Here is an 18,297-nt window from a genome sequence, read left to right on the forward strand (position 1 = left end):
CTGAAGCAAGGTGCGCCCGTCGCCGTAAGTGACAAGGCCTCTCGCATGAACGGATCCGCCGCGCTGTCGACCCCGATGACCGATCCGTTCGGGCGGACCATCAGCTATTTGCGCGTTTCCGTCACCGATCGCTGCGACCTGCGCTGCTTCTACTGCATGTCGGAAGACATGACGTTCCTGCCCAAGGCCAACCTGTTGACGCTGGAGGAGCTCGACCGGCTCTGCTCGGCCTTCATCGCCAAGGGCGTCAAGAAGCTGCGGCTCACCGGCGGCGAGCCGCTGGTCCGGCGCAACGTAATGACGCTGGTGCGCTCGCTGTCGCGGCATCTGTCGAGCGGCGCCCTGAACGAGCTGACGCTGACCACCAACGGCACCCAGCTTGCGAAGCACGCGCGGGAGCTTGCCGATTGCGGCGTCCGCCGCATCAACGTCTCGCTCGACACGCTCGATCCCAAGAAGTTTCGCGAGATCACCCGCTGGGGCGAGATCGACAAGGTGCTGGAAGGCATCGAGGCCGCGCGTGCCGCCGGCCTCAGCGTCAAGATCAACGCGGTGGCGCTGAAGAATCTCAACGAGGACGAGCTTCCCGACCTGATGCGGTGGGCGCATGGCAAGGGCATGGGCCTGACGTTGATCGAGGTTATGCCGATGGGTGAGATCGAATCGGGGCGGATCGACCAATATTTGCCGCTGTCCCTGGTGCGCGCCCGCCTCGCCCAGCAATTCACGCTGACGGACCTCGCCGAGAGCACCGGCGGTCCGGCCCGTTATGTCAGCGTCGCCGAAACCGGCGGCAAGCTCGGCTTCATCACGCCGATGACCCATAATTTCTGTGAATCCTGCAACCGGGTGCGCATCACCTGCACGGGCACGCTGCACACCTGCCTCGGCCATGAGGATGCCTCCGATTTGCGCAAACCTTTGCGTGCATCGAGCGAGGACGTGCTGCTTGCGGATGCGATCGACCGTGCCATCGGCCTCAAGCCCAAGGGCCATGATTTCATCATCGACCGCCGCCACGATCGTCCCAGCGTCTCCAGGCACATGAGCGTCACCGGCGGCTGACACCGTCGGAATACGGCCTTATTCCCCTTAACTATCAACAAACTTCCGATTGACTGGCGGCACGCTCGCTGGTTTGGTGCGGCTGCCTCATGCCTGCGCGGCGAGACAAGCCACGCGCCAACTCGGCGCAGTCAAGACGGCCGGGGCACAATCGGGGGAGGACCTATCGTTGCAAGCGCTCCTTAAGTTGAGCAGCAGGATTGATGCGTTCACGCGCTGGACGGGCAAGCGTGTCGCGTGGCTGATCGTGCTCGCCGTGGTCATCTCGGCAGTCAACGCGATCATTCGCAAGACGTTCGACACCTCGTCGAATTCATGGCTCGAGCTGCAATGGGTCCTGTTCAGCATCGTCTTCCTGCTCTGCGCGCCCTGGACTCTGCTCGACAACGAGCACATCCGCATCGACATCGTGAGCAACGCGCTGCCGAAGAAGGCCCGCAACCTGATCGACGTCTTCGGCCACTTGCTCTTCCTCTTTCCGATTTGCATCGTCATGATCATCACCGGAGTGCCGTTCTTCCAGCGCTCCTTCCACATCAACGAGCAATCCGGCAACGCCGGCGGCCTGCCGCAATGGCCCGCCAAATCCCTGATCATGATCGCGTTCGCGTTCCTGCTCGTTCAAGGCATTTCCGAGCTGATCAAGCGGATTGCGGTGATGCGCGGATTGATGCCGGATCCGCATGAATCCCAGGTGTCTGCGCTGGAGGCGGAAGTCGAGCATCTCGTCGAAGCGATCGAGAAGAAGTAGCCGTTGGCGACGGTGTAGGGGGAATAATGACCGCATTCATCATCGCCAATATGGCGCCTATCATGTTCGTGTCGCTGGTCGTGATGCTGCTGCTCGGCTATCCGGCGGCATTCTCGCTCGGCGCCGTCGGCCTGTTCTATGCCGTGATCGGCGTCCAGCTCGGCCAGTTCCACCCCGACTTCCTCCAGGCCCTGCCCGAGCGCGTCTACGGCGTGATGAACAACGACACGCTGCTCGCCATCCCGTTCTTCACATTCATGGGATTGGTGCTGGAGCGGTCGGGCATGGCCGAGGACCTGCTCGACACCATCGGCCAATTGTTCGGCACCATCCGCGGCGGCCTTGCCTATGCCGTGATCTTCGTCGGCGCGCTGCTCGCCGCGACGACGGGCGTCGTCGCCGCCTCCGTGATCTCGATGGGCCTGATCTCGCTGCCGATCATGCTGCGCTATGGCTATGACCGCCGCGTGGCATCCGGCGTCATTGCCGCGTCCGGCACGCTCGCGCAGATCATTCCGCCCTCGCTCGTGCTGATCGTGATGGCCGACCAGCTCGGCAAGTCCGTCGGCGACATGTATGAGGGCGCCTTCATCCCGGGCCTCGTGCTCGCGGCCCTCTACGCCGGCTACGCCTTCCTCGTCAGCATGATCTTTCCGGCGGCCGCGCCCGGCCTGCCGAAGGAAGCCATCGCTTTCCGCGAAGACAATGGCGACCGCGGCCTGGTCTCGCTCGGCATGCTGTTCCTCGCGAGCTGCGTGTTCGGATGGTTCATGATGCGCAATTCGAGCACGCATGGCGCCGATTACGTCGTGCTCAGCATGTTCTACGGCATCGTCTTCGCCTTCGCCGTCGCGGTGGTGAACTGGCTGATCGACAAGTTCACCGGTTTCCGTTTCCTCTCGAAAATGGCGCAGCAGACCACCTTCGTCATGGTGCCGCCGCTGTTCCTGATCTTCCTCGTGCTGGGCACCATCTTCATCGGTATCGCAACTCCGACCGAAGGTGGCGCGATGGGCGCCGCCGGCGCCCTCATCCTGGGCGCGGCCAAGCGCCGTCTGAGCTGGGACCTCATCCGGCAAGCCACGGAATCGACCGCCAAGCTGTCGGCCTTTGTCGTGTTCATCCTGGTCGGCGCCCGTATCTTCTCGCTCACCTTCTATGGCGTGAACGGACACGTCTGGGTCGAGCATCTGCTCACGTCCCTGCCCGGCGGCCAGATCGGCTTCCTGATCTTCGTCAACGTTCTCGTTTTCGTGCTGGCCTTCTTCCTCGACTTTTTCGAGCTGGCCTTCATCGTGATCCCGCTGCTCGGACCGGCCGCCGAGAAACTCGGCATCGACCTGATCTGGTTCGGCGTCATTCTCGGCGTCAACATGCAGACGTCGTTCATGCACCCGCCGTTCGGCTTCGCCCTGTTCTATCTCAGATCGGTCGCGCCGAAGGAGCGGTACACGGACCGCCTCACCGGCAAGAGGATGGAGCCGGTCACCACGGGCCAAATCTATTGGGGCGCGGTGCCGTTCGTGGTCATCCAGTTGATCATGGTCGGCCTGGTGATCGCCTTCCCCGCGATGGTGATGCACTACAAGGGCGTGCAGTCGAACATCGATCCCAACACCATCAAGATCGAGGTGCCGCAGATCGATTTGCCCCCGCTGGATCTCGGACCGCCGCAGAAGTAGCGGGAGGCAAGCGCGGTTGCCCTCTTATCCCTCCCCTTGGGACCTCTCCAGGGGAGGGTATCAAGCTGCGTTCTCCGCCAATCTGAACCGCAACGTGAACTCGGCGCCGCCGCCGGGAAGGTTCTCCACCGCGACCATTGCCGCATGATCGTCCGCGACGCCGCGCACGATCGAGAGCCCCAGGCCCGCGCCGTCGCTGCGCTGTCGGTCGCGGCGCCAGAAGCGCTGGAAGATCAGCTCGCGCTCGGCCTCGGCGATGCCTGGACCGCAATCGCGCACCTGCACCGATCCGTCCTCGCCCACTTCGACCTCGACGGCGGTGTCCCTGGCCGTGAACTTGATGGCATTTTCGGCGAGGTTGAAGATCGCGCGCTGGAGCATCTCCGAATTGCCGTGGATCATCACCGGCGCATCAGGGCCTTTCAACGCGATGTCCTTGTGCTGTGCGATCGCGAGCGGCGCGATTGCGCCGACAACTTCGGCGCAGATGGCGTGCAAGTCCGCGGTCTCGCCGGGATCGAGCACCAGCGTGTCGAGCTCGGCGATCTCCAGCAACTGGGCGACGATGCGGCCCATGGCTTCGATGTCGGCGAGCAGCGCCTGCCGGGCCGCGCCGTCGCCCAGCGTCTCGATCCGCGTTCGCAGGATCGTAAGCGGCGTGCGCAGCTGATGCGCAGCATCGGCCGTGAACTGCCGCTGCACCCGAAACCCGTCCTCGAGCCGGTCGAGCGCCTGGTTCACCGCCGTAACCAGAGGCATGATCTCGCGCGGGATCTGCTTCGTCGGCAGGCGGATATCGGTGCGTGCCGGCCCGATATTGCTGGCCTCCTCGGAAGCCTTCCACAGCGGCGCGATTGCACGGCGGAAGATGAAGATGTCGGTTGCGAGCAGGACCAGCAGGATCGGGATCGTGATCCAGCCGACCCGCCGGAAGAAATTCGAGACGATGTCGTCGATGATGACGTCGCGATGCGCGAGATCTTCGGCGACCTGAACGCGGACCGTCCTGCCGTCGATGATCCGGGTGACGCCGGCGCCGGAAATCGTATCGGATGGCCGACGCGTCGCAGCGCCGGCCTTTCTATACGAGGAAAACAGCAACCGGCCTTCCCCATCGCGAATGTCGTATTGATAGCGCCCGTAAGCGTCCGAATAGAGCCCGCGCAGACTATCGGGCAGGTTGAACGTGAGCGAGCCGTCCGGCTGGATGACGATGCGCTCCGCCAGCACCTCGGCCTGAGCGCGCATGCCGTCGCGGTGCAACTGCTCGATCTCGGAATTGAGCAGCCAGAACAGCACCAACGGCAGGACGATGGCGACCATTGCGACCGCCACGATGTGCAGGAAGACGATCCGCCAGATCAGCGATTTGAACGCGAACGATCCGGCACGGCCACCGAGAGCCACGCTATTTTTCCTCGGACATGAGATAGCCGACCCCGCGGATGGTATGGATCACCACCTTGACGCCGTGCTCGGCGAGCTGCTTGCGCAGGCGCGAGACGTAGACCTCGACCGCGTTGGATGCGACTTCGCCTTCGAGCCCGAAAATGTGGTCCTCGACGTTCTTCTTCGGCACCACCCGCCCCTGCCGGCGCAACAGGATCTCCAGCACCGAGGTCTCGCGCGCAGACATGACCCGCGGCTGGCCATCGACGAAGATCTGGCGACTCTCGGTGTCGTAGACGAGATTGGCGAGACTGAGCGAGCGTCCGAGCAGCTGCCCTGGTCGGCGCAGGATGGCCTCCAGCCTGGCCACCAGCTCCTCCATCGCGAACGGCTTCGCCAGATAATCGTCGGCGCCGCTGCGCAGGCCGGTGACACGGTCCCGCAAGCCGCCGCGCGCCGTCAGCACCAGCACCGGCAGCGGCTCCATCTGGTGGCGCAGCTCGCGCAGCACCGACAGGCCATCGCCGTCAGGCAGGCCAAGGTCGAGGATCATCGCGGCATAGCTGACGCTGCTGACGGCCTCGCGCGCCTCGGCCACGCTGCGGACGATGTCGCTCTCATAGCCGGCCGCCGCCAGCCCGCCGGCAACGAGCCGCGACAGCTCGACATTGTCCTCGACGATCAGAAGGCGCATCTTGGTCCCGCCGGATGTTCCGGTATCGCGCGCGGCTCGCGCCGCATCTGCGCTCTTTTCCAGCATTCGGCGCGCCCCGGCCAGCGAAAAGCGCACGAGGCGGTCGGCCTCTGTCAGGTCGGTGTAAGCCAATCGCGCCCGCACCCACGAGGACGGAAGGGCGGCCGTCCGGTGCCGGCCTACATCCAGCGCAGATCGAACATTTCCGCTTCCGTCCCGGAGCGGCTGCCCGTGTCATGCGTCCCGGTTCGTCTCAGGAGCGCCTTCGACGCGCGCGAACGGATTGCCGTATACCGAATAGGCCAGCCAGGTGAGTTCCTTCCGGCTCTTGGCTGCCTCGCGAGCGGTTCGGACGGCATCCACCAGCGCATCTCCGTCCTTGAGCGAGCGATAGAACGCCTCGGCAAAACTGTAGGCCAGCTTGTCGTCCACCGACCACAGCGCTCCGACCAGCGCGCCCGCGCCCAGTTCGGAGAACGGCCGCAGGAATGCATCGACAAACCCGGCGACACCCCCGCCGATACCACGTCCCGAGCGCCCGGTCTGACAGGCATTGATGAAGATGGTTGGCCTCGGTCCGCTCTCCGCGAAGCGGGCAAAGGCCTTGACCTGATCCGCTGAGAGCGAATCCTGCGCAAAGGTGCCGTCCACGTTGGTCCCCGCCATCAAGAGGTCGGCTGTCATGACCGCCCGCTGTGCCGCTTCGCCATGGCAGGCAAAGTGCAGAACGTCGCATTCCCTGGCATCCTTCCGAAGAAAGTCGGCCACCGAGATGCTGTCGGGCGTCACTTCGCGGGGCTCGCCGAACAGCCTGGCCAGCATCTGACGTTCAGCATCGGCGCCCGCGAGCCGCAGGGCGGGATCGAGATAGGTCGGGATCACGCATTTGATGCGATCGCTGCGCATCGCAAGCTTCGGTCCCGGCCACGGCGTGCTGTGCAGCCAGCGGACCAGCCCCCATTCCGCGAGGAAGCCCTTGCCGTCCAACCCGGACTTCCGATCGTTGATGTAAAGCAGCTCCCACGGAATGAAGGGCTCCTCCGAGATGACCTGGATCGCGCGGATCGCCTCGCGATGGGTCCAAAGGGCTTCGCGGACCTTGTCGGGCAACAACTCGTTTGCCATGACAATTCCGTTTGCCTGGAGGCGCAACAGGAACTGGTCGTACAGCCGGTTCGTCGCGAGCCAGGAGTTCTCGATCCCCTTGAAGATCTCCGCAACATAGACGTCGCGGGAGAAGCCGCCGGGAAGCGTGCGCGATTCCGAAACCGCGATATTCGGATCGACGCATGCAAGATCGAAGCGCAGCGTTACCTTGCCACTGTCCACGATCTCGTAGATCCGCAGCACCGCCGGCTCGTTCGGATGTGCCGCCATGGCCAGCCCGGCCTGGCTCTGACGCAAGGTCTTGCTGTCCACATCGACGAACACGGGAGCCAAGGCAAAAGACGCGAGAATGCGTGGCCCCTGCCGCGCTTCGACGAGGATGTCCGCTGCGCCCTCGGCGGTGCCTTCCACGAGGAATCGTAGCGCCTCCGCCCGTCGGTCCCGCGGTATGTCGATCTCTGCGCTGGCTTCACCGATGACCCGGCAGTTCTTGCGTGCGATGACTTCGACGACGATGGCGCGGGACGTGTCGACGTTGACCGGCGCATCCGAGGCGGTGGACGTTTGTGTTTCCGCAGCCTGGATCTTCTCGCGGGAAACCGTGACGAACAGCGGGACCGGCTTTCTCGGCGGCGGATGAGACTCGATCTCTGCGGCAAAATAGCAGGCAACGGTTCGTGGATCGGGCGAAGGTGCCGAGGGCGCCGTCTCGACTGCTCGCGGTGCCTGCCTGGGCGCAGGCGGTGCAGCCGCAGGAGCGGCACGCGTTCGCGATCGCCGCAACGTAAGTGCGTCCAATGTCGAGCCGGATCCGGGGCCCTCCCGATCACCGGCGACGACTTCCAGCTGGGCTTCGTCAGTGGACGCAGCTCTCACGGTCGAGCGGCGCGATGTCGTCCGCCGCAGCTCGAATTGCTCCCTGGCTCCGCCAGGGCGGGGCACGCCGACACCCAGCCATTCGCTCACCTTCAGCGGAACGATGTCTGTTGCGAAGTACGTGGTGTGAATGACGGCGTCCGTATTGCCGAAGGCAAACGTCGCATCGTCCGCGAGGCGCGAGCCCCGGGTTCCAAACGACGTCATCGACGCTGTATCCACCACCAGATCGTTGTCGAGCCGAAACAGGCGATTTGTCACGCGATCGGCGATGAACTCGGCGAACTCCTTCGTCATGCCCTTGCTGGGTTCGACCTGCGCGACAAAATTCGACGTGATCGCATAGTAGGTCGCGAGCCCCTCGAGAGGACCGGCAGCTCCGTTCAACTCCATGACCAGGTCGCTTGTGGGCCGCATGGCGGCCAGTCCAGGCACCCTCTGCTCGTCGATGGCGACTTCGGACAACGCCTGCACGAAACGGCCGACGGTCTCGATCCCCTGCGACACGATCGGACTGAGCGCGGCCCCTCCCGTCAGGTAGGAAACCGCACGGACGCCGGCCATGATCCCGTTGGTGTAGAGATCGATCATCGCCGCCCAGTTCTCGGGCTCGGCCAGATGCGTTCCGGCATTGGTGCAGCCGACGAAGATGGCCTTGCCGAGCCGGATGTCCGGTCGCTCGTCCGCAAGCAGATTTTCGACCACGCGATAGACCAGTCCGCCGCGGCTGTGGACGACGGCATCGATCGAGGACTTCTCGGGAATTCCGAGAGCCTGCAACGCCGCAAGAAGAGCGGCCGCGTTTTCTTCCGGCGTTGCGGTCAGGGTCTTGTGGTCGAAGCCGAGCACGGCGTCGTAGTGCTCGTAGGCTCCTGAAAGAAACGCCCGTCCGCTGTCCGAGCCCACAAGCTGCGCGAAGCCGCTCGCGGTCGACGAGAACGTGCCGTGCACCATGAGCAGGATCTTCAGCGGACGATCCTGCGGCAAGCGAGGTCGCGCCGATCCCGCCGGTGTCCATGCTGCCGGATCGAGCCCCGCTATCGTCACGAGGCCCTCTTCCCGGTCTCCGTCGATATAGTCGGTCGCCGCATCGATGGCCCGTCTGGCGACGAACTTCAGCACATAGGCGCGGACCGGATCGATCAGCTTGTCGGAGACCCAGTCAAGAACGGGACCACGCCTGCCGGTCGCCGTCGCGACTCCTCGGGCGGAGCCCCTCGTTCCGGCCGTCAGCGGGAACACCAGAACCTGCGCACCACGGCGCTGCCCCGATGAACGGGCGGCCTGCTGCGGATAGGTCCAGGCATAGACACCGCCTGCCCCCTCGATCAGGACCATCGCCCTCTCGGACGGGCCGACCTCCACCTCGATCTGCGTCGGCGTCTGCGCATCCCGTCGCAACACGCGCGTTCCAGGGCGCGTCGGCGCTATTTCAACTTCGGCAGCGATGGTGAAGCCCGACGCCGACAACGCTCTCCTGAGATGATCCGTGCCGCTCATCCGGCTGACGGCCGCGCGGCGCAATCCCCCGCGGAGAGCGCCACCGCCAACCACCGTGACCTCGACGTCATCGGGACTTTGAACCACGATCCCGTTCGCTACCTCGATTGCAGCCATGTCTTCGCCCCTCTTCCAGACGACCTTTTGGTCACGTTCTCATGTGCCGCCGGGCGCACGCCGGCGCCCTTCCGACCGCACGAGGTCAAGGTTTGACCGTCGACTGGGACGCAGGAGGCGCGGCCCAGCCGAGCAGGTTGCCATCAAGCGCCGACGACTTCCGGATCAGCTTGTTGGCTTCGATGTAGGCTTCGGCCGTGGACGGCACGAGGTATCCGATCACCGCGCCGAGAACTCCGAAAGAAGCGACGATCCCGGCGTACCACTGCAACGGGATGGCCGGCATTTCCAGACCGAAGGCCCTGGTGACCAACACAAAGCTGACGAGAAGGCTGAACATGACTGACGCCATGACGACCGCATGGGTCGCGCCGTCCCTCAGCCTCGCCTCGTGATAATCAAGTCGATCCGCCCTCAGCCGCACATCGAGAAGAATGCTCAGGACCACCGTATTGACCAGGAAGATCAGGGAAAACAGCGAGCTCGCCGCAAGCGGATGACTCTTCGCCAGCCAGCCTTCCGCAATCGGAATTGTGCTGTAGGTGATCCAGAGTATGAAAATGCCGGCCAGATAGGAGCACGCTCCGAAGACCGCGTAAGAGCTCCAGGGCAGCGCGTACAATGAGGGACGAGCGAAATTCGTCGAGGCCTTCGGATAGATCGCAAAGAAGATCGAGATCGTCAGGGCTGCCGCATGCGCGAGGGAGGAGAAGCCTCCGGCCAGCGAACCAACCGCAAACTTCTTCGGCAGATCAAGGAAGAACAACGGCGCGACAGAGAACGCGAAGTCGAGAACGAAGATGATCACCAGCGGCGCAAACGGCAGCGGCTGGGGCAGAACGGTCTGATAGCCGAAACTGGAAATGAGCTCCGTCCTGGAATCGCGCCTGTCGACCACCGACAACGTCGCCTCGGCCAGTCGACGCTGGTACGCAACCCGCAGATCCTCACACTCCTCCGCGATGAAATCGGAAATCTCAAGCACCAGCTCCCGCGCATCGACATCCGACACCATGATGTCTTCCGTGAGCAGGAGTGCCCTGGCCGATCGCCGCAGCATTCGCCGATACTGCCGCTCCAGCGCGTCGAATTCGCCTTTCCGGGCACGAAAGAACCTCCCGAAGCGCCTGTTGCCGCGCAAATCGACGAAACTGGTATGAAGGGAAGCGACCTGCTTGATCATGGCCGCCGCACCGGCGGCGAGCACGTCGTCATCCTGGTTGAGCGCCTTCTCGATCAGTCTCGTCGGAACGCCATAGCCTTCGAGCTCACGCTGCAACTCCGGCCTTGCCCGCTCGGTCACCTTGATGGGCGAGCGCGCGATGGCCACGATGACGGTTTCCACCGCCTGGGGATAGCGCGCCAGCGTCTGCATCATCGTTCGCAGAAACGCGATCACCCGGCATAGGAGCGGCAGATGAGGCACCAGCACCATGAATGCGATCGTCGCCGGTATGGCAACGAGCCATCCGGCTCCACGTCCGGGATAGAGAAGATTCGTCAGCCAATGGATCTGGCTCACGAGAAACACATAGAAGACCACGGCTATCGTGACATAGGCGATCACCGCAAAATAATAGCGATCGCGCATCACGGCGTAGCGAATCTCCGCACTTTCGAAGGGAGCGTGGAAGTCGACCGCGCTGACGATGCAGATCGCAATCGCACCGAGGCAGAGAGCGACGACGGACGGGTCAAGGCCGTACATTGATGAGATCCGCTATGATCCAGCTCGGTCCACGAAAATTTCTCCGTCGAGGCCGCGCATGTACAGAACCGGCGAGATCCATTCGGCGAATTGCCGCGCCTTCAACTCGGCTCGGGTATGCGCCAGCGCCGCCTGTATCGATACGTTGTCGGCGAGATAGGTGTAGAACGTATCGGCAAAGACCAGCCCCATGTTGTCGCTGATCTCGAACTGCATGGCGATCACCGCGGGGACGCCGCCTTGAATGAGCTCGGCGGCGGTGCTCGAAAACAGGGACCCGTCGGCTTGCGCCCCGCTACAGGAGTTCAGGACGACGAGGCTTGGCGTCTGGCCGGGCTGGGTGAGAAACACTCTCAACGCGTCGGCGTACAGCCTCGTCCCGCTCGATCCGCCCTCTTCCTGCACCACGATGAAGCCCATTTGCCGATCCGGATCGTGCCCGCCATGACCGATGAAGTGAAACAGATCCCACCGCTTGCCATCATCTCCCCTCAGGAAGCGACGGTTGAGATCGCGCGCCTTCGCCGAGGGAATCCAGGACAGCTTCAGTCTCTTGCCGTCGTTCAGTTCGTTCAGCGCCTTCTTGATCGCGACCTGCTCGGCGTCGACCTCGATTTCGTCCAGCGGAAAGCCGTTCAGGACCTTGACCCGCGCAGCCATGCCCAGCATCCGTATCGGCCTCGCCGCGCACATCCGGCGGTCCTCGCCATAGTCGTCGACGGCGCGCGTGAACGGTGTGCTCTGGGAGGTCGTCACATAGAAACGGTTCTTCCTGTCGTACATCGTTTCCCAGGGCACATAGGCGAGCGCGGGATCGCTGACCCGCAAGCGGATCAGGAACGGCTCGTCGTCTCTTCGCGCCGCCTGGAAACATTCCTGATAGAGTTCGAGGATCTTTCGCTGGAAGATGAAGTCGAAGAGTTGCGAACCGACCTCCTGCACGATCCGCTCGTCCGATCCCGCAGCCAGGACTCCGGCAGCATCGCGGATGGCAGGTCTTGGCTCATCACCGCCGTTTGCCGTGTCCGGGGCTCGCCGGCGTAGCACGACCTCGGCGCTGCGCGCGGCAGAGCTCTGGAGGATCGCTTCCTGCAACGGTCTCAGGTTCTGACGAAAACTCGGCTTGAGCTTCTCGACTTCGATCTCTCGGCTCGACGAATTATATTCCGCGACGATGCGGCAATAATCTTCGCCACAATCTTCGATGGTCAGATTGAAAACGACTTTCGCCACGACGCAACCCTCAGCCGCGCACATGCCAGCGCAGAATAAGCGCCTGCAAGGAAGTCTCCAGCGGGCAAGGTCCACACCGTATGGGCTTAATGCCCCAGCATTTCAGCGCCCCGAGCGCTTCAACGACGGTGCAGGCCGCAACCACCCGCGATTTTCGGTATCGCTTCTCCGTATTTCGGGACCGGCATTCTGCCGGCAACTCCGTTCTTCGTTCAGGCCATCCACGATCCGGTGCACGGCCTCAGTTCAAATCCGTTAGGATCAGTGTCGATAGGGTACACAGGCAAAGCTCGCGCCGGCCTCCTCCTGAGCATGCCCGGCCCCGGTCGCAGCGGCGCACCGCACGGCGTCGTTCGGCGCAATCAACGAAAGGTTGCCGGGCGCTAGATTGTCTAGCGGATTTCCTCAGGCCTGATTGTGAAGCATTTCACACATCTCGTTTTGGTGATGAGGCAGACGGCGCTGGCCCGATATAGATTTCGAGTTTTTCGATTGACGTTCTTTCGCCGCTGTTTCGCCAGGACGAGTCAAGCGGCTTCGCAGCCCGGCAGATGGATTGGCGAAGCCGATCGCCTGAACAGCCCGATGGCGTTGATACGAAATGGGAGCCAGGCCCCCGGCGGCGGGCCGATCGTGCCTTTCCACCGGTTTGCCTCGACTTGCCAGATGGTTGACCGCATCCGCCGGCCGGCCTGCCCTCACCCCACCTCTGCTGTGCATGGGGTTGTTTTCCACATTTTTGGTGTGGCGCCGTCGGACAAGCCGCAACGACAACGCCCCGGAGCCTTCGCTCCGGGGCGTTGTTTTCGGTAGGTCAGACGATCAGCTCTGCGAGCGCCGCGCCATGAAGATGTCGTAGCCGACCTCGGCGACCTGGAACCAGGCGTAGCCGTCGCTCGTGAACTTGGCGAGGGAGTCGTGCACCTTCTTGAAATTGGCGTTGGTCGCGCCGACTTCGGCGTGCAGCTCCTTGGCCGCCTTGTGGCAGGCATCCATGATCGACGGCGAGAATGGGTGCAGCTTGGTGCCGCCCGCGAGCAGCTTCTTCAGCGCCAGCGGATTCGCCGTGTCGTACCGCGCCATCATGTAGTTGTTGGCGTAGTGGCCGGCCTGCTCCAGCACGCTCTGATAATATTTCGGCAGCGCGTTCCACTTGTCGAGGTTGACGAAAGCCAGCAGCATCGGACCACCTTCCCACCAGCCGGGATAGTAGTAGTGCGGCGCGATCTTGTAGAAGCCGAGCTTCTCGTCGTCATAGGGGCCGACCCATTCGGCGGCGTCGATGGTGCCCTTCTCCAGCGCCGGATAGATGTCGCCGCCGGCGAGCTGCTGCGGCACCACGCCGAGCTTCTGGAGCACGCGGCCGGTGAAGCCGCCGATGCGGAATTTCATGCCCTTGAGATCGTCGGGCGTGTTGACCTCTTTCCTGAACCAGCCGCCCATCTGGCAACCGGTGTTGCCGGCGAGCAGCGAGGTGACGTTGTAGCTCTTGTAGAACTCGTTGAGCACCTCGCGCCCGCCGCCCTGCATGTACCAGGCCTGGTTGATGCGCATGTTGGGGCCGAACGGCACGGCCGAGCCGAAGGTGAAGGTCGGGTCCTTGCCGAAATAGTAGTAGGAGGCGGTGTGGCCGATTTCGCATGTGCCGTTCTGCACGGCATCGAGCACCTGGAGACCCGGCACGATCTCGCCGGCCGCGAATATCTGGATCTGGAATTTGTTGTCGGTCGCCTCCGCGACCATCTTGCACATCATCTCGGCGCCGCCGAACAGCGTATCGAGCGATTTCGGCCAGCTCGTCGGCATGCGCCATTTGATTTCCGGCATCGATTGCGCGATCGCGGGCGCCGCGAGCGTGGCGGCGCCGGCCGCGCCAAGTCCTGTGACCTTGATGAAGTCTCTTCTCTTCATGATTTCCTGCCCTGATGTACCAGTGATTGTGGGCCTTCTTGCCGAGGCTTGGCGCTACCATGACGCAATGCGAGAGCGAATTCCATCCCGATCGCACTGCGACAAAGAAAAAGCCCGGCCTCCAATGGAGGCCGGGCTTTCCGGTCTTGCGACTTTTGGCCTAGGCGATCAGCCGCGCGTGCGCGAGCGGATCATGAAGCTGTCGTAGGTATATTCGGCAACCTGCCACCACAGATATTCGTCGGAGCGGTAGGCCTGCATGGCGTCGATCGACTTCTTGAAGTCGGCGTTCTTGGCCGAGATCTCGGCCCACAGCTCGTTGGTCGCCTTGAGGCAGGCTTCCAACACCTCGTTGGTGAAGGGACGAAGCTGGGTGCCGCCGGCAACCAGTCGCTTCAGCGCCGCCGGGTTCTGCATGTCGTAGCGCGCGGCCATCCAGGTGTTGGCATTGGTCATCGCGTTGGTGAGGATCGCCTGGTAGCTCTTCGGCAGCGCATTGAACTTTTCCAGGTTGGCGAAGGCGTGGACGGTCGGCCCGCCTTCCCAGAAGCCCGGATAATAGTAGTACTTGGCGACCTTGGCGAAGCCGAGCTTCTCGTCATCGTAGGGGCCGACCCACTCGGCGGCGTCGATGGTGCCCTTTTCCAGCGCCGGATAGATGTCGCCGCCAGCGAGCTGCTGCGGCACCACGCCGACCTTCTGAAGCACCTGGCCGGCGATGCCGCCGATGCGCATCTTGAGGCCGGAGAGGTCAGCGACGGTCTTGATCTCCTTGCGGAACCAGCCGCCCATCTGGGTGCCGGTGTTGCCGCAGGGGAAGCCGATCACGTTCGACTTCTTGAAGAACTCGTTGCCGAGCTCCATGCCGCCGCCCTGGTACCACCAGGAGTTCTGCTGGCGCGCGTTGAGGCCGAACGGCACCGAAGCATAGATCGCGAAGGTCGGGTCCTTGCCGACATAGTAGTACGAGACGGTGTGGCACATCTCGACGGTGCCGTTGGAGGTCGCATCGAGCGCCTGCAGCGCCGGGACGATCTCGCCGCCGGCGAACACCTGGATCTGGAATTTGTTGTCGGTCATCTCGGCGACGTATTTCGCCACCTGCTCCGCACCGCCATAGATGGTATCGAGCGACTTCGGGAAGCTCGAAGTCAGGCGCCACTTCACCTCGGGCGAGGACTGCGCGATCGCCGGCGAGGCCACTGCGGTCGCCGCCGCGCCTGCTGCCGACACTTTAAGAAAATCACGACGCTTCATCTTCAGGTCTCTCCTTGCTGGGGCGTTTTCCCCTAGACTTCTCTTCTTGCCGCCGCTCATTCCGGCGACGCGTTCAGGCCGCGTCGAACCGAAGGGGCTTGACTGCCGTGGGCCTTTACCACGGAAGCCCCGGTTGCGGAACGCGACAATGGCATGACGGGGCTCTACGAAAGTCGCATGTCTCGGGCGGCCTCATCAGGCCGCCGCGATGACGCCCTTGAGCTGGTCCCGGACCTGGCCTGCAATGGCGCGGTAGATCGCCGCATGGGGACCGTCCGGCTCGCTATCGACGACGGGATTGCCGGCGTCCGAGCTGGCGCGAATCGCCATGTGCAGCGGGATCTCGCCGAGGAACGGTACTTCGAGCTTCTCGGCCTCGTGCCGCGCCCCGCCATGGCCGAAAATGTCCGACCGCGTGCCGCAATGCGGGCACTGGAAGTAGCTCATGTTCTCGACGATGCCGAGCACAGGCACGTTGACCTTCTTGAACATGGCAAGTCCCCGCCGCGCATCGATCAGAGACAGGTCCTGGGGGGTGGAGACGATCACGGCGCCCTTGAGCGGTACGTTCTGCGCCAGCGTGAGCTGGGCATCACCGGTCCCGGGCGGCATGTCGACCACGAGAACGTCGAGCCGCCCCCATTCGACATCGCGCAGCATCTGCGTCACCGCCGACATCACCATGGGACCGCGCCAGATCATCGCGGTCTCTTCCTCGACCAGGAAGCCGATCGACATGATGGCGAGGCCGAACCGCCGAAGCGGAATCATTTTGCGCTCGTCGTTCAGTTCCGGCTTGTCGTGCAGGCCCGTCAGGCGCGGCACCGAGGGGCCGTAGATGTCGGCATCGAGCAACCCCACCTTGAGGCCGAGGTCGCGCAGACCCAGCGCCAGGTTCAGCGCAGTGGTCGACTTGCCGACGCCACCCTTGCCGGAGGCGACCGCGATCACGGCGGCGACGCCCGGGATCTCCGACTGCCGCGCCATCGGCGATTGGCCCCCCTGTGGCGGCTTGTGGGCATGGACCGGCTGCACGCCCGGCGCGCCACGGCTGGGTTGCGGCGGCGGTGGAGGTGGAGGTGCGGAGCCCGGCTTGCGCTCGGCCGTCAGCGCCACCATGACGGTGGTGACGCCGGGAATGGCACGCACGGCGGCCTCGGCCTCGGCCCGGATGGATTCCCAGGCCCTGGCCTCGGCGGCGTCGACATTGATCGAGAAGAACACCTTGCCATCGGACGCGCTGATGGCGCTCAGCACATTGGCATTGGTGAGCGCGACCCCACGGGGCGATTTGATCCTGGCGAGGCTGTCGCGAACCTGTTGCTGCGTCACGCTCAAAGCGCATCTCCTGAACGGAGCCTGATCCGAACCCGGAGGGCCGCGCCAGCGCAAAGCGCGGAGCGGCCTTCCGGCAAGGTCATGCTCGAGACTTTAGGATGCCCCATTAGAGCGGAAACGCCCAAAAGGCTACTGCCGCCCGATATCGTCAGCCATCTCGGCAGGCGCCGCCCCCTGCTCCCTGGCAGCCTCGTAATTCAGCTCGATCATGACCCCGTTGGGGTCGTGAACGAAGATCTGCCAGAGGTCGCCGCCGGGCACCTGGCGGGAGTCGAATTTCATCCCCTTGGATGTCAGCCGCTGCTTCATGCCGTCAAAGCCGCGGCTGACGAAGGCGACGTGGTGGACAACGCCGGAATCCGGCTTTTGTGGCTCAGCCGTCGCAGAAATATCGACGAGATGCACCACCGGTTTGCCCTCGCTGTACATCCAGGCGCCTGGGAAGGCGAAGTTCGGCCGGGCACCTATTTCCAGACCCAGCACATCCTCGTAGAAGCGGACGGTCTCGGCCAGATTCCGGGTCCGGATGTTGAAATGATCGAGGACGCCAACGCTCACGCTGCCCATGCTCTCGCTCCCTTTTTCGAAGTCCTCTTGGTCCCGCCATCCTAGCACAGGGGGTCGCCAAACGAAGCCGTTGCCCTCCCGGCTTAACGGTTTATGGTGCGCCTCCGGTCCGCCCCGAAGCGGAACTCGGAGGGCGCCGCCAGGCGCCATCGCCCGGATACAACCGTAAAACTCAAGCTACGGACAAGGTACCACACATGGCTAAAATCGCTTTCCTCGGTCTCGGCGTCATGGGCTTCCCCATGGCCGGACACCTCGTGAAAAAAGGGGGCCATGAGGTCACCGTCTACAACCGCACCGCGGCCAAGGCGAAGGAATGGGCGGACAAATTCGGTGGCAAGACCGCGGCGACCCCGAAGGCCGCCGCCGAGGGCCAGGATTTCGTGATGTGCTGCGTCGGCAATGACAATGATCTGCGCTCGGTCACGATCGGCGCCGACGGCGCCTTCGCCGGCATGAAGAAGGGTGCGACCTTCGTCGATCACACCACCGCCTCCGCCGAGGTCGCACGCGAGCTGGACGCAGCCGCCACCAAGGCCGGCTTCAAATTCGTCGATGCACCGGTCTCCGGCGGCCAGGCCGGCGCGGAGAACGGCGTGCTGACGGTGATGTGCGGCGGCGCGCAGGATGCCTATTCCGGCGCCGAGCCGATCATCACGGGCGCCTATGCGCGGATGTGCAAGCTGCTCGGGCCCGCCGGAAGCGGCCAACTGACGAAAATGGTCAATCAGATCTGCATCGCCGGTCTGGTGCAGGGTCTCTCCGAAGGTATCCACTTCGCCAAGAAGAGCGGCCTCGACGTCGCCGCGGTGATCGAGACCATCTCCAAGGGCGCCGCGCAGTCGTGGCAGATGGAAAATCGCTACAAGACCATGAACGACGACAAATACGATTTCGGCTTCGCTGTCGAATGGATGCGCAAGGACCTCTCGATCTCTCTGGCTGAAGCCCGCCGCAACGGCGCCACGCTGCCGGTGACGGCACTCGTGGACCAGTTCTACGCCGAGGTCGAAAAGATGGGCGGCAAGCGCTGGGATACGTCGAGCCTGCTCGCGCGTCTGCAACGCTGACGCTCTGCTGCGGCCTCATCGGCGGTCGCGCA

13 protein-coding genes are annotated in these 18,297 nt (G+C 63.7%); 4 read left to right on the forward strand and 9 right to left on the reverse strand.

The genetic code is table 11. The features are described from left to right. Positions 1-45: 45 nt before the first annotated feature. The 3 genes from moaA to RX330_RS23535 all read left to right on the forward strand — a co-directional run bounded on the left by moaA (position 46) and on the right by RX330_RS23535 (position 3,498). Complete coding sequence (gene moaA, locus RX330_RS23525; protein ID WP_212092521.1) at positions 46-1,065, forward strand: GTP 3',8-cyclase MoaA; 1,020 nt, start codon at positions 46-48, stop codon at positions 1,063-1,065. Positions 1,066-1,234: 169 nt separating this feature from the next. After that, positions 1,235-1,816, forward strand: a complete 582-nt coding sequence (locus tag RX330_RS23530) for a TRAP transporter small permease subunit (RefSeq protein WP_212092522.1) — start codon at positions 1,235-1,237, stop codon at positions 1,814-1,816. Positions 1,817-1,842: 26 nt separating this feature from the next. After that, complete coding sequence (locus RX330_RS23535) at positions 1,843-3,498, forward strand: TRAP transporter large permease subunit (protein ID WP_212092523.1); 1,656 nt, start codon at positions 1,843-1,845, stop codon at positions 3,496-3,498. Between the two features lie 60 nt (positions 3,499-3,558). Here the strand turns inward: RX330_RS23535 and RX330_RS23540 are convergent, their stop codons facing one another. From RX330_RS23540 to RX330_RS23580, 9 genes are all read right to left on the reverse strand, one after another. Further along, complete coding sequence (locus RX330_RS23540) at positions 3,559-4,821, reverse strand: sensor histidine kinase (RefSeq protein WP_317243958.1); 1,263 nt, start codon at positions 4,819-4,821, stop codon at positions 3,559-3,561. A gap of 85 nt (positions 4,822-4,906) precedes the next feature. Further along, positions 4,907-5,581, reverse strand: coding sequence for a response regulator transcription factor (locus tag RX330_RS23545; RefSeq protein ID WP_212092524.1), 675 nt, complete (start codon positions 5,579-5,581; stop codon positions 4,907-4,909). A gap of 234 nt (positions 5,582-5,815) precedes the next feature. Beyond that, positions 5,816-9,181, reverse strand: a complete 3,366-nt coding sequence (locus RX330_RS23550; RefSeq protein WP_317239988.1) for a CHAT domain-containing protein — start codon at positions 9,179-9,181, stop codon at positions 5,816-5,818. An 85-nt stretch (positions 9,182-9,266) separates the two neighbouring features. Then, the gene (locus RX330_RS23555) at positions 9,267-10,889 is read right to left on the reverse strand and encodes a hypothetical protein (RefSeq protein WP_317239989.1); all 1,623 of its coding nucleotides are present in this window, start codon (positions 10,887-10,889) and stop codon (positions 9,267-9,269) included. A 12-nt stretch (positions 10,890-10,901) separates the two neighbouring features. Then, the gene (locus RX330_RS23560; RefSeq protein WP_212092528.1) at positions 10,902-12,122 is read right to left on the reverse strand and encodes a CHAT domain-containing protein; all 1,221 of its coding nucleotides are present in this window, start codon (positions 12,120-12,122) and stop codon (positions 10,902-10,904) included. Positions 12,123-12,944: 822 nt separating this feature from the next. Continuing rightward, the gene (locus RX330_RS23565) at positions 12,945-14,033 is read right to left on the reverse strand and encodes a TRAP transporter substrate-binding protein (RefSeq protein WP_212092529.1); all 1,089 of its coding nucleotides are present in this window, start codon (positions 14,031-14,033) and stop codon (positions 12,945-12,947) included. Positions 14,034-14,201: 168 nt separating this feature from the next. Continuing rightward, on the reverse strand, positions 14,202-15,290 hold the full coding sequence (locus RX330_RS23570) for a TRAP transporter substrate-binding protein (protein ID WP_212092530.1): 1,089 nt from the start codon (positions 15,288-15,290) through the stop codon (positions 14,202-14,204). Positions 15,291-15,485: 195 nt separating this feature from the next. Continuing rightward, positions 15,486-16,628 carry an Mrp/NBP35 family ATP-binding protein gene (locus tag RX330_RS23575; protein WP_317239990.1) on the reverse strand — a complete coding sequence of 381 codons (1,143 nt, stop codon included), beginning with the start codon at positions 16,626-16,628 and terminating at the stop codon, positions 15,486-15,488. A gap of 129 nt (positions 16,629-16,757) precedes the next feature. Then, positions 16,758-17,195 carry a VOC family protein gene (locus tag RX330_RS23580; protein ID WP_317239991.1) on the reverse strand — a complete coding sequence of 146 codons (438 nt, stop codon included), beginning with the start codon at positions 17,193-17,195 and terminating at the stop codon, positions 16,758-16,760. 197 nt (positions 17,196-17,392) lie between these two features. Between RX330_RS23580 and RX330_RS23585 the strand changes: the two genes are divergently transcribed. After that, positions 17,393-18,265: an NAD(P)-dependent oxidoreductase gene (locus RX330_RS23585; protein ID WP_212092533.1), complete on the forward strand. Its 873-nt coding sequence runs from the start codon at positions 17,393-17,395 to the stop codon at positions 18,263-18,265. Positions 18,266-18,297: the final 32 nt, after the last annotated feature.

The organism is Bradyrhizobium sp. NDS-1, assembly GCF_032918005.1.
Taxonomy (GTDB): Bacteria; Pseudomonadota; Alphaproteobacteria; order Rhizobiales; family Xanthobacteraceae; genus Bradyrhizobium; species Bradyrhizobium tunisiense.